We start from the raw sequence: 11,635 nt of genomic DNA, 5'->3' as shown, positions 1-11,635 counted from the left end.
GGCCGCCGCTGTGGCAGAACCGGCGTCCGCCGGTTCAGTTCGCGGGCTCGACCGCCAGCGCGGCGACCGCGTCCGCGATGCCGGGAACGGCGAACAGGCCCGCGAGTTCGCGCACCAGCCGCCCGGCCGGGCCGGCGGGGTGCTCGGCGGCGAAGAAGCCGGCGAGTTCGGCGGCCAGCGCGGGCTCCCGGGCGGCGGTCAGCGTCAGGGCCGCGACGAACTCCTGGACCAGGTGCAGCTGGAGCTCCTCCAGCGGCACCGAGCGCTCGCCCAGCCACTCCAGCGAGGTGATCTCGGCGTTGGCGATCCAGGCGCGGACGGTCAGCCGCAGGCCCGGACTCGGCGAGGGGACCGCCAGGTGGCTCAGGATCTGGTCGTGCGCGGCCCGCCGGACTTCGTCGATCACCGCCGACGTCCCGGCGCTGGCCGCCACCGAGCCGCCGCGCAGCAGCGCGGCGAAGCCGGGACCGTGGCTCTGCACGAAGTCCAGGTAGCGGCCCATCACCCGGTACAGCCGCTCGGAGAGCGGGCCGTCGGCGGGCTCCTCGAAGCGGCCGGCCAGCTCGCGGCCGGCCCGGCGCAGCGACTCCTCGTACAGTGCCTGCTTGCCGGGGAAGTAGTGGTAGACCAGCGGGCGGGAGGCGCCGGCGGCGGCCGCGATGTCGTCGATCGACACCTCCTCGGGCGGGCGCCGGCTGAAGAGGTCCAGGGCGACGGCGATCAGCTGCTCGCGCCGCTCGTCCACGCTGAGCCGCCGGCGCGGGCGCTCGCCGCCCTTCCCGGCCGGTGCGCCGGCGGCGGTGCCGCCGGGTGCCGCGAGGTCCGGGGTCGCGCCGTCCGGGGCGCCGGTGCGGCCGGCGGCCCGGCCGCTGCTCCGGGCGGTGCGCGGGGACGTGGGCGCCGCCGACGGCGTACGGGAAGCCATGGGCGTCACCCTATCCGGCCCGGGCGGCCGCCGTGGATCTTGTCCGGTCGCCGGGAACCGGGCCTACCGCGCCGGGTGCCGTTCCCGGTAGCGGCGGTACGCCTCCAGGCCGTCCGGCACGAACGCGTCGGCCGCCAGCCGGGCGTCCAGCTCCTCCGGGGTCAGCCAGGCGTGCCAGGCGACCTCGGACTCCTGCGGCGCGACCGGACCGTCCCAGCGCGCCTCGTACAGGTCGCACCACCAGGAGAGCCCCTCCTGCCGGAAGAGGAACTTGAACAGCGGGCGCGGCTCGATCCCGCTGACGCCGAGCTCCTCCTCGGCCTCGCGGACGGCGGCGCTCGCGTACGTCTCGCCGGCGCCGACCACGCCGCCGACGAACATGTCGTGGAAGCCGGGCGCGAACAGCTTGGTGTCGGTCCGCCGGTGCACGAAGATCCGCCCGGTCCGGTCGCGGACCAGGATGAACACGCAGCGGTGGGTCAGCCCCCGCCGGTACACCTCCCCGCGCGGGGCGGTCCCGATCACCCGGTCGTGCTCGTCGACGACGTCCAGCAGTTCATCGGCAGGGTTGGTCATGACGGACAGGTTAGGGTTTCCGGGCCCGGTTCGAACGCGGGCACGACAGGATTCGGACGACTCCGGGGGCGCGCGGTGACGGAGATCTGGGGCGAGACGGCCGAGGGCTTCGAGCCCGTACGGGAGGCCTTCTCGCGCAACTTCCAGGAGTACGGCGAGCTCGGCGCGGCGTTCGCGCTGTACGTGCGCGGGCGCAAGGTGGTCGACCTGTGGGGCGGCGACGCCCGGCCCGAGGTCGGTGGCCGGCCCGCGCCGGCCGTGCCGTGGACGGCGGACACCGCGCAGGTGCTGCGCTCGGTCACCAAGGGCCTGACCGCGACCACGGCGCTGCTGCTCGCCGAGCGCGGGCAGCTCGACCTGGACGCGCCGGTGGTCTCGTACTGGCCGGAGTTCGGCGCGGCGGGCAAGGGCGGGGTGCCGGTGCGCTGGCTGCTCTCGCACCAGGCCGGGGTGCCGGCGCTGGACGTGCCGCTGCGGCTGGAGGACGTGCTCACCTGGGAGCGGGCGGTCGCGGCCGTGGCCGCGCAGGCGCCGGCCTGGGAGCCCGGCACCGCGCACGGCTACCACCCGTACACCTTCGGCTGGCTGGTCGGCGAGGTGGTCCGCCGGGTCAGCGGGCGCACGGTCGGCCAGTACTTCGCCGAGGAGATCGCCCGGCCGCTCGGCCTCGACCTGTGGATCGGGCTGCCGGCCGGCGCCGCGCCGCGGGTCGGCCGGCTGGTGGACCTCCCCGCTCCGGAGGCCGCCCGGACCGGCCCGAGCGGGCTGCGGCTGCGCCCCAAGCAGGTGGTCCGGGACGCCTACCAGGACCCGGCCTCGCTGACCGCCCGGGCGTTCGCCTCGGTGCGGCCCGGGGTGGACCTCAACGACCCGGCGGTGCAGGCCGCCGAGATCCCCGGGGCGGGCGGGATCGGCACCGCGCGGGCGCTGGCCCGGTTCTACGCGGCGCTCGTCGGCGCGGCCGACCGGGAGGGCGGGGCGCCGGGCACGGTGCCGGCACCGTTGCTGGGGCCGGAGGTGCTGGCCCGCGCGGCCGGGCCGGTGGTCAGCGGGCCGGACCGGGTACTGATCGTCAACTCGACGTTCGGCCTCGGCTTCTTCCGGCACGGCCCGACCGCGCTGATGGCCTCGCCGGCGAGCTTCGGCCACCCGGGCCGGGGCGGCTCGCTCGGCTTCGCCGACCCGGAGCTCGGCCTCGGGTTCGGCTACGTCACCAACGGCATGCAGCCCGGGGTGACGGGAGACGTCCGCTCCCGCCGGCTGATCCACGCGGTGCGCGGCTGCCTCGGGCTGTCCTGAGCGGCGTCAGGCTTGGCCGGTCTCGAAGCGGCTGATCCGGTTGCCGTCGACGACGAAGCGCCAGGCGGTGCGCATCTCGCCCCAGGTCTCGTTGCTGTAGTTGGCGATCAGCGCGCGGCCGCCGTCCGACTCGGACTGGACGTCCATGTGGCCGCGGCTGGTGAAGATCTCACGGTCGATCCAGTCCGCCAGGTCACGGTCGGCGCCGTCGTCGGACATCGTGGCGTCCTCGGTGAGCAGGGCCGTGAAGGCCGCGCGGTCGTTGGCGTTGATCGCGGCGACGGCGGCCCGGACGGTCGGGTCGGAGAGCTTGGCGATGGCGATGGTCACGGTTTCTCCCAGGGTGAAGGGGGACGGGACTCCTGTCTAAGGCGTCCGCCGGGCGTGTCCGGGCATGTCGGCGGCGCGTCGGTGATTTTCGGTATTCATGTGCTTTGATCCCGATATGGGTGATTTGCTCACGGAAGGGAGTCCCATGGGTCCGGCCGAACTGCTCGTCCTGGCGTTCCCCCGGCAGACCATCACCGTCGAGGCGGCCACCGTGCTCGGCAAGCTGCGCACCGGGGGCGACATCCGGGTGGTCGACTCGCTGGTGGTCACCCGGCACGTGGACGGGGAGGCGACGTACGGCGAACTCGCCGACTACGAGGACCTGCGCGGCATCGTCCCGGACGGGCACGCCGACCTGCCGCTGATCGGGCCGGAGGACGCCCAGGAGGCGGCCGAACTGCTGGTGCCGGGCACGGTGGCCCTGCTGGTGCTGATCGAACACGTCTGGGCACGGGAGGCCGCCGAGGCCCTGAGCGCCGTCGGCGGGCGGATCGCCTCGGGCGTCCGGATCCCGCCCGAGCACATCGACGAGGCCGTCCGCGCCGCCGAGGCGCACCGCGCGGCCGGGAAGTGAGGACGCCGTGATCCGATCCTCGGGGCCGATCCGGCCGGTGCGGGTGCAGCGGCCGGTGGGCGCGCCGCTGGTGCGCGGACCGGTGCTGGGCGCCGCGGCCGGCCGGCCGCCGGGCGGGCCGGTGACCGAGGGCGCCGGACCGGTGAACGAGCCGGTGAACGAGCCGGCGGTCGGGCCGCAGATCGCGGACATGCTTTTCGACCTGGGCCGGCTGGCCCGGCAGGGCTTGCTCACCCCCGAGGAGTTCGCGACCGCGAAGGCGCGGCTGCTCGGCGGGTGAGCTCGGGAGAACCGCGGTGCGGCGCCTCGCAGGGGGCGCCGCGACGCGGACCACGGGGAGTGGTGGCGGAGTGGGAAGTCGGCCGGTCCGACTTCCCGCTCCGCCTTTCGCGTCCGTCGGGAGCGCCCGCGGCCCGGCCGGGCGTCCGGCGCCCGGCCTAGAAGAAGCCCAGGGCGTCCGGGGAGTAGCTGACCAGCAGGTTCTTGGTCTGCTGGTAGTGCTCCAGCACGGCCTTGTGGTTCTCCCGGCCGATGCCGGAGTTCTTGTAGCCGCCGAACGCCGCGTGCGCGGGGTAGAGGTGGTAGCAGTTGGTCCAGACCCGCCCGGCCTGGATCGCCCGGCCGGCCCGGTAGGCGGTGGCGCCGTCCCGGCTCCAGACGCCCGCGCCGAGGCCGTACGGGGTGTCGTTGGCCTGGGCGATGCCGTCGTCGAAGTCCTCGAAGCGGGTGACCGAGAGGACCGGGCCGAAGATCTCCTCCTGGAAGATCCGCATGCTGTTCACGCCCTCGAAGACGGTGGGCGTCACGTAGTAGCCGCCGGCCAGCGAGCCGCCGAGGTCGGCCCGCTCGCCACCGGTCAGCACCTTGGCCCCCTCGGCCTGGCCGATCTCGATGTACGAGAGGATCTTCTTCAGCTGGTCGTCGCTGGCCTGCGCGCCGACCTGGGTCGCGGTGTCCAGCGGGTCGCCCTGGCGGATCGCCCGCACCCGCTCCAGGCCGTCGGAGAGCAGGCGGTCGTAGACGGCGGACTGGATCAGTGCCCGGCTCGGGCAGGTGCAGACCTCGCCCTGGTTGAGGGCGAACATCGCGAAGCCCTCCAGGGTCTTGTCGTAGAAGGCGTCCTGCTCGGCCGCGACGTCGGCGAAGAACAGGTTGGGGCTCTTGCCGCCGAGCTCCAGCGAGACCGGGATCAGATTGCCGCTGGCGTACTGGGAGATGAGCCGGCCGGTGGTGGTCTCGCCGGTGAAGGCTATCTTCCGGATCCGGGGGCTGGAGGCCAGCGGGCGGCCCGCCTCCAGGCCGAAGCCATTGACCACGTTGAGCACGCCGGGCGGCAGCAGGTCCGCGGTGAGCTCGACCAGCAGCAGGATCGAGGCCGGGGTCTGCTCGGCGGGCTTGAGCACCACCGCGTTGCCGGCCGCCAGCGCCGGGGCGAGCTTCCAGACCGCCATCAGGATCGGGAAGTTCCACGGGATGATCTGGCCGACCACGCCCAGCGGCTCGTGGAAGTGGTACGCCACGGTGTCCTCGTCCAGCTGGGAGAGGCCGCCCTCCTGGGCGCGCAGCGCGCCCGCGAAGTAGCGCAGGTGGTCGACGGCCAGCGGCAGGTCGGCGGCCAGCGTCTCGCGCACCGGCTTGCCGTTGTCCCAGGTCTCCGCGACCGCCAGCTCCTCCAGGTGGTCGGCGATCCGGTCGGCCATCCGCAGCAGCACCTGGGCGCGTTCGGCGGGCGGGGTGCGGCCCCAGGCCGGGGCGGCGGCGTGGGCGGCGTCGAGCGCGGCCTCGATGTCCTCGGCGGTGCCGCGGGCGACCTCGGTGAAGACCTCACCGGTGACCGGGCTGGGGTTCTCGAAGTACTCGCCGCGGACCGGCGGCGTCCAGCGGCCGCCGATCCAGTGCTCGTAGCGGGGCCGGTAGGCGACGATGCTTCCGGGCTGACCCGGGGGCAGGTAGACCGTCATGTGCTGGGTGCCTCCTCGCGCTGTCGGGGCACCGCCGCGGCACGCTGGCCGGGCGGTGCGCCGGGCCGCACCGGCGGCCCGGCGGAGGGTGCGGCCGTGCACGCGGGCGGGGCGCCGCCGGGGCGCCCGCCGCTGGGCGTGTCGGACACGCCCTGGCACCCTAGCCGCGGACGGCGCCCCGCGGCTACCGTCCGTACGGGAGGGGTCCACGGAGGGTGCGCGTTCCGGCCGATTCCCGCCACGGCCGGGGCCCGGGCCGGGCGTTCGGGACCGCCCGGCCGGCGCGGGGCGGTCCGGTTCAGGCGGACTGGTACCGGCCGGTGCGCGACTCCCAGCTGAGGTAGCCGGCCAGCCAGGTGACCAGGCCGTCGGCGTACCGCCCGGCGATCGCCCGCTCCACCCGGGCCAGGCCCAGCTCCCGGAAGACGTCGGGGAGTTGGGCGTGCAGCTGGCGGCAGCGCTCGACCATCAGCTGGGCCTCGGCCATCACCACGGCGCAGGCCTCCTCGGCCGAGCAGCGGCGCTCCCGCTGCACGATCATCACCAGGTTGTTGACGTCGCCGCGCGGGGCCTCCAGGGGGAAGGACCGGACGTCGTTGCTGAGCGAGGGGATGTCGGCGGCGAGCTGGCGCAGTTGACGCAGGACCGGGTGGTGGAGCACGGCGGCCGGCACCTCGAAGTTGCCGAGCCGCTCCACCATGTCGAAGATCGTCTCCATCGCGGCGGTGCCCCGCCTGAGCACCAGGTACCCGTCTCGGTCCGGCGGGCGCGCGGAGATCCGCCCGGCGGCCTCGGCCGGGTGACTGGCCAGGTACCACTCCCAGTTGTAGGCCGCGCGGGCCTGCCAGCGGGCGGGCATGCCGCGCACGCTGCGGTCCCAGAGGTCCGCGAACGCCGTCTCGACGGGGGAGGAGGCGTCGGGGCGGGCGCCGTGCAGGACGGCGATCAGCCGCTCGCAGATCGGGGCGACCTCGGTGGGGCGCCGGCCCAGCGGGCCGTCGAACTGGTCGTCGAAGAGGAAGTAGAAGCCCATCAGGTCGGCGGCCAGGGCGAGTTCGTCCGGCCCCGAGTCCGGGTAGCCGAGGGCGGCGAGGTCGACCACGTCCCAGTGGGCGTAGGAGGGGTGCGCCGGATCCGGGAGCAGTGGATGCCGGGTCAGCCAGGCGCGGTGCAGCTCGGCGGCGTGCGGGCCGTGCGGGCTGCGGCGGTGCGGGAACGGAATCTGAAGTGAGGTGTCGTCAGACATCGGACTCCCGGTGCGGCGGAGGGTGGGGGCGCTGGCGGTACTCGTGCTGATTGTGGGGGAGTTGGTGTGGCGGGTTTCCATCAGGGGGTCCCACAAGGAAGATCAACTCGGTGGGAATGCCGTAGAGTATCGGATGCAATGATCGGACGTTAGGGATATAGGGCAATTGCCCTTGGCAAGCCGTCCGAACCCTCAATCTCGGCCCCAGCCTGCGCGAATGCTGCGCAACGCGCCCCCAGCGGCGCTAATCTCGGCTCCACGGGCAGGGAACGGTGAGGCGGAGGCACGACGGTGACCGAGCAGCGACACGAACTTCGGGCGGAGGCGGCCGGCGCGGAGAAGCAGGACGCGGACGCCCTGTCACCCCGGGTCAGGCTGCGCGACCGCGACGCCGAACTCCGGTCGGCCGAAGCCGCGGTGGAGAAGCTCTGCCGGGAGTTCGCGGCCGGCGGCACCGAGATCGGCGAGCTGCTCACGTTCTCCGGCCGGCCCGGCATCGGCAAGACCAGCCTGCTCCACGAGGTCCGCCGGATCGCCAAGCTCCGCGAGGGCGCCACGGTGCTCTTCGCCCGCGGCGGCGAGCGCCAGTTCAACGAGCCGTACCACGTCCTGCGCCAGCTGCTCCAGCCCGTCCTCGGCGACCTCGCCCCCGACGAGTTCCGGCAGGTGATGGGCACCTGGGAAGAGGTCGTCGGACCGGCCATGGGCCTCAAGCAGCCGAAGAGCGGGGCCCGCCGACTCGATCCGCAGGGCGTGCGCGACGGCCTCGACTACGTCCTCACCCAGCTCGCCCCGCGGCGCGCCCCGCTGGTGATGATCGTCGACGACCTGCACTGGGCCGACCTCGAATCGCTCGGCTGGCTCACCCAGTTCGCCGTCCGGGCCCGCGAGTTGCCCGTCCTGCTGGTCTTCGCCTACCGGGAGGACGCCGCCGACTGGCAGCCCGAGGCCCAGGACCAGCGGTGCGCCGTCACCGGGCTCGCCACCCGCCGGCACGAGCTCAGCAGGCTCTCGCTGGTCTCCGTCACCGACATGATCCGCGCCGAGTTCGGAGCGAAGGCCGAGGACTCCTTCTGCTACGAGTTCTGGAACGTCGTCAACGGCAATCCCTACGAGGCCGTCGCCCTGCTCGACCAGGTCCGCGACCAGGCGCTCGAACCGGTCGAGGAGAACTCCCAGCAACTGCGCGAACTCGCCGTCGACGCCACCGGGATGACCCTCAAGCGCTGGCTGGACCGGCTCGGCGCGACCACCCTGCGGTTCGCCTGGGCCGCCGCGATGCTCGGCACCGACATCCGGCCCGAGCTCGCGGCCCGGATCTCCACCCAGAGCGCCGAGGGCTCCCGCGAATCCATCAAGCAGCTGCGCCGCCAGCGCGTCCTCACCCAGACGCCCAACGGGAACCTGGAGTTCGTCCACCCGCTGATCGGCAGCTCGATCTACAACACCATGCCGGAGTCCACCCGCACCGGGATGCACGGCGTGGCCGCCGCCGAGATCGAGAACGCCGGACTCGGCCTGCTCGCGGCCTCCCGCCACCTGGTGGAGACCTTCCCCGGCGAGGGCGACGACCGCACCGTCCGCAAGCTGCGCCGGGCCGCGCAGGAGCACCTGATGATCGGCGCGCCCGAGGCCGCCCAGCGCTGCCTGCACCGCGCGCTCGCCGAGCCGCCGGACGACGAGGACCGCGCCGAGGTGCTCTACGAGCTCGGCTGCTCCGCCCTGCTGACCGACCCCGGCGCGACCGTCAACCAGCTGCGGCTCGCGCTCGACCCCGAGGAGGGCCCGCTGCGCCCCGCCCTGCGGGTGGACGCCACCTTCCGGCTCTCGGAGGTCCTCGCGCACAGCGGCCAGCTCGGCGAGGCCGCACGGGTCTGCCAGGAGGAGGCCGAGCAGACGGTCGGCGACCCGGCCGGTCGGCTCCGGCTGGAGGCCGCCTCGTTCATGTGGCACGCCTACCGCAAGTCCGAGGAGGACGGGCCGGGCCGCTCGGAGCGGCTGGGCGCGCTCTGCCGCAGCCTCACCGGCCGGGAGGCCGCCGACCGGGCGGTCCTCGCGTTGCGCGCCTGGGACCTCACCCTGCGCGGCGAGCCCTCCGCCGAGGTGCTGCGCCACGCGGACCAGGTGCTCGACCAGGGCCGGCTGCCCAAGGGCCTCGGCTGGACCGACAACACCTGGGGCTTCGAACTGCCCGCCACGCTCGGTCTCTCGTACACCTACAGCGATCGCATCGCGCAGGCCGAGCGGCTCTTCGGGGACGCCATCGTCCAGTTCGAGGTGGCCGGCTGGAGCGGCGCGCACCGCGGCTTCGCGTACTTCCTGATGGGCCTGGCCCGGTTCCGCCGGGGCCTGCTCGCCGAGGCCGAGGACTTCCTGCGCCGCGCGCTGCGGCTCTCCGAGCGGATCGGCCCCAAGCTGCCGCTCGCCTGGGACGCGGTCGGCGTCCTGGTGGACACCCTGATCGCCCGCGGCCGGATCAACGAGGCCTGGGAGCTCGCGAGCGGCTTCGGGTTCAGCCCGCCGTACCACGAGACCGCGATGGTGCTGCCGGACGCGGCCTCGCTCTACGGCAAGCTGCTGCTCGCCAAGGGCCGCAACGCCGGGGCCGCCGCCGCGCTCACCCAGGCCGGTGCCCAACTGGACGCCCGGGGCTGGCACAACACCGTCTGGGCGCCCTGGGCCGGCCACCTCGCCATCGCGCTCGCGCAGGACGAACCCGACAGCGCCCGCGCCTACGCGGAGCGGTCCGTCCGCGACGCCCGCCGCTTCGGCACCGCCTCGGCGATCGGGACCGCGCTGCGGCTGCACGCCCAGATCGAGGACGGCCAGCAGGCGGTGGAGCTGCTGGAGCAGGCCGTGCGCCACCTCGGCCAGTCGCCCGCCGGGTACGAGCACGCCGTCGCCCTGGTGGAGCTCGGTGCCGCGCTGCGCCGGGTCGGCCGGCTGGAGGACGCCCAGGAGTACCTGTACCAGGGCATCGAACTGGCCCAGCACTGCGCCGCCGACGGCCTGGTCGAGCAGGCCCGCCGCGAGCTGGCCAACTACGGGCTGCGGCCCAACCGGCTGGCGGACGTCCGGGAGATCCTCAGCCAGCCCGAGTGGGACGTCGCCCGGCTCGCCGTCCGCGGATTGCCGGCCCAGCGGATCGCCGAGGAGCTCGGCGTCCACCTGAGCCTGGTCAACCGGCGGCTGGCGGCCGTCTACCGCAAGGCGGGCAGCGGGCCGGACGGCCTGGCCTCGGCCCTCGGCATGCCGCCCGAGCAGCCCGGCAGTGCGGACTAGCCCGGCGGCACGGACCAGTACGGCACCAGGGATCAGCACGACAGGACGATCCAGCACGACAGGACGAACCAGCCCGGCGGTACGGGCCGACGCGGCGCCTCGGGGAGCGGCGGGTCGGACCGGTACCCCGGGGCGGTGCGCGCGACGCGGCGGAGCGGCGCCGCGCGAGGGACCGGCGGACGGCAGTGGGACAACGGCGCGCGGGGGCGACATGAGCGCCCTCGCCACCGGCCCGCTGACTAGGCTGGCCCACGGGGCTGCGGGCCCCGGACGGACCCGGTACCAGGGGCCGCGGCACGCCGCGGCCGTCAGTGAGGAGCAGGACATGTCGACGCCCCCGGCGAACGGCTCGCAGCCGACCAGCGTGCGGCACGAACCCCTCGAACCCGCGGGCGCCGGCGCCGCGATCGAGCGCTGGACCCTTCGGGCCGGCCCGTACGAGGCGAGCGTGCTGACCCTCGGCGCCACCCTGCACACCCTGAGCGGCCCCGACCGGGCCGGCCGGACCGGGCAACTGCTGCTCTCCTCCGACCGGTTGGCCGAGATCCTCGGCCCGGCCCGGCACTACGGCACCGTCGTCGGCCGCTACGCCAACCGCATCGACGGCAGCAAGGTCACCATCGACGGGGAGGAGCACCCGCTCGCCCCGACCGGCGGCGGCATGACCCTGCACGGCGGCCCGGACGGCTTCGCCCACCGGATGTGGGAGGCCGAGGAACTGCCCACCGGTGTCCGGCTGCGCCTGCACAGCCCCGACGGCGACCAGGGGTTCCCCGGCGCGCTCGACGTCACCGTCGACTACACACTGACCTCCGCCGGCGAGCTGACGATCGCCTACCGCGCCGTCACCGGCCGGCCGACCGTGATCAACCTGACCAACCACGCGTACTTCAACCTCGCCGGCGAGGGCAACGGGGACGTCCTCGGCCACCTGCTCACCCTCGACGCCGACGCCTACACCCCGGCCGACGAGCGCCAGATCCCCTACGGCCGCACCGAGCCGGTGGCCGGGACGCCGTTCGACTTCACCGTCGCCCGGCCGATCGGCAAGTCGGTGCACGACGAGCACCCGCAGCTGACCGGTCCCGGCGGCTACGACCACAACTGGGTGCTGCGCCCGCGTCCGGCCGACGGCACCCCCGCCCGGGCGGCGCTGCTGGAGGAGCCGGTCGGCGGCCGCACGCTGGAGGTACTGACCACCGAGCCGGGGCTGCAGGTCTACACGGCCAACAAGTTCCAGGGCGCGGTGACCGGCGCGAGCGGCGTCCCGTACGGGCCGTTCGCCGGGATCGCGCTGGAGACCCAGCACTTCCCGGACTCCCCGCACCACCCGGACTTCCCCAGCACCGAGCTGCGGCCGGGGGAGGAGTTCCGCTCGACGACCGTGCTGCGCCTCGGCGTGAGCTGAGCCGGCCCGGTGGCGGGCGGCGCGGGGCCCGGGG

Annotated in this window: 10 protein-coding genes; 5 read left to right on the top strand and 5 right to left on the bottom strand. The window is 74.6% G+C overall.

Annotated features, from left to right (window positions below):
• Positions 1–34: 34 nt before the first annotated feature.
• On the bottom strand, positions 35–925 hold the full coding sequence (locus ACZ4UX_RS30970; RefSeq protein ID WP_352292422.1) for a TetR/AcrR family transcriptional regulator: 891 nt from the start codon (positions 923–925) through the stop codon (positions 35–37).
• A 63-nt stretch (positions 926–988) separates the two neighbouring features.
• Positions 989–1,501 carry an NUDIX hydrolase gene (locus ACZ4UX_RS30965; RefSeq protein WP_329490745.1) on the bottom strand — a complete coding sequence of 171 codons (513 nt, stop codon included), beginning with the start codon at positions 1,499–1,501 and terminating at the stop codon, positions 989–991.
• Between the two features lie 75 nt (positions 1,502–1,576).
• Here ACZ4UX_RS30965 and ACZ4UX_RS30960 point away from each other — a divergent pair, with 75 nt between their 5' ends.
• Entirely contained in the window at positions 1,577–2,800 is a 1,224-nt protein-coding gene (locus ACZ4UX_RS30960; RefSeq protein ID WP_352292418.1) for a serine hydrolase domain-containing protein, read from the top strand.
• A gap of 6 nt (positions 2,801–2,806) precedes the next feature.
• Here ACZ4UX_RS30960 and ACZ4UX_RS30955 read toward each other — a convergent pair whose 3' ends face one another.
• Complete coding sequence (locus tag ACZ4UX_RS30955; RefSeq protein WP_329490747.1) at positions 2,807–3,130, bottom strand: nuclear transport factor 2 family protein; 324 nt, start codon at positions 3,128–3,130, stop codon at positions 2,807–2,809.
• 145 nt (positions 3,131–3,275) lie between these two features.
• On the opposite strand from ACZ4UX_RS30955, the gene ACZ4UX_RS30950 reads away from it, so the two are divergent.
• Together ACZ4UX_RS30950 and ACZ4UX_RS30945 are read left to right on the top strand one after the other, a co-directional pair.
• Complete coding sequence (locus ACZ4UX_RS30950; RefSeq protein ID WP_329490748.1) at positions 3,276–3,704, top strand: DUF6325 family protein; 429 nt, start codon at positions 3,276–3,278, stop codon at positions 3,702–3,704.
• A 7-nt stretch (positions 3,705–3,711) separates the two neighbouring features.
• On the top strand, positions 3,712–3,984 hold the full coding sequence (locus ACZ4UX_RS30945; RefSeq protein WP_465709037.1) for an SHOCT domain-containing protein: 273 nt from the start codon (positions 3,712–3,714) through the stop codon (positions 3,982–3,984).
• A 157-nt stretch (positions 3,985–4,141) separates the two neighbouring features.
• Here ACZ4UX_RS30945 and exaC read toward each other — a convergent pair whose 3' ends face one another.
• Complete coding sequence (gene exaC / locus ACZ4UX_RS30940) at positions 4,142–5,665, bottom strand: acetaldehyde dehydrogenase ExaC (RefSeq protein WP_465709036.1); 1,524 nt, start codon at positions 5,663–5,665, stop codon at positions 4,142–4,144.
• A gap of 298 nt (positions 5,666–5,963) precedes the next feature.
• Positions 5,964–6,911, bottom strand: coding sequence for a terpene synthase family protein (locus tag ACZ4UX_RS30935; RefSeq protein ID WP_352292410.1), 948 nt, complete (start codon positions 6,909–6,911; stop codon positions 5,964–5,966).
• A 291-nt stretch (positions 6,912–7,202) separates the two neighbouring features.
• Between ACZ4UX_RS30935 and ACZ4UX_RS30930 the strand changes: the two genes are divergently transcribed.
• Together ACZ4UX_RS30930 and ACZ4UX_RS30925 are read left to right on the top strand one after the other, a co-directional pair.
• Entirely contained in the window at positions 7,203–10,193 is a 2,991-nt protein-coding gene (locus tag ACZ4UX_RS30930; protein ID WP_329490752.1) for an ATP-binding protein, read from the top strand.
• Between the two features lie 325 nt (positions 10,194–10,518).
• Positions 10,519–11,601, top strand: a complete 1,083-nt coding sequence (locus tag ACZ4UX_RS30925; RefSeq protein ID WP_465709035.1) for an aldose epimerase family protein — start codon at positions 10,519–10,521, stop codon at positions 11,599–11,601.
• The last annotated feature ends 34 nt before the right edge of the window (positions 11,602–11,635 follow it).

Source organism: Kitasatospora sp. NPDC028961 (genome assembly GCF_055564815.1).
This window is presented reverse-complemented; position numbering and strand designations above follow the sequence as displayed.

Excerpts from the sequence above, each read along its gene's own strand:
- ACZ4UX_RS30970 (WP_352292422.1), bottom strand. The coding sequence starts at position 925 with ATGGCTTCCCGTACGCCGTCGGCGGCGCCCACGTCCCCGCGCACCGCC.
- ACZ4UX_RS30935 (WP_352292410.1), bottom strand. The coding sequence starts at position 6,911 with ATGTCTGACGACACCTCACTTCAGATTCCGTTCCCGCACCGCCGCAGC.
- exaC (WP_465709036.1), bottom strand. The coding sequence starts at position 5,665 with ATGACGGTCTACCTGCCCCCGGGTCAGCCCGGAAGCATCGTCGCCTAC.
- ACZ4UX_RS30965 (WP_329490745.1), bottom strand. The coding sequence starts at position 1,501 with ATGACCAACCCTGCCGATGAACTGCTGGACGTCGTCGACGAGCACGAC.
- ACZ4UX_RS30925 (WP_465709035.1), top strand. The coding sequence starts at position 10,519 with ATGTCGACGCCCCCGGCGAACGGCTCGCAGCCGACCAGCGTGCGGCAC.
- ACZ4UX_RS30950 (WP_329490748.1), top strand. The coding sequence starts at position 3,276 with ATGGGTCCGGCCGAACTGCTCGTCCTGGCGTTCCCCCGGCAGACCATC.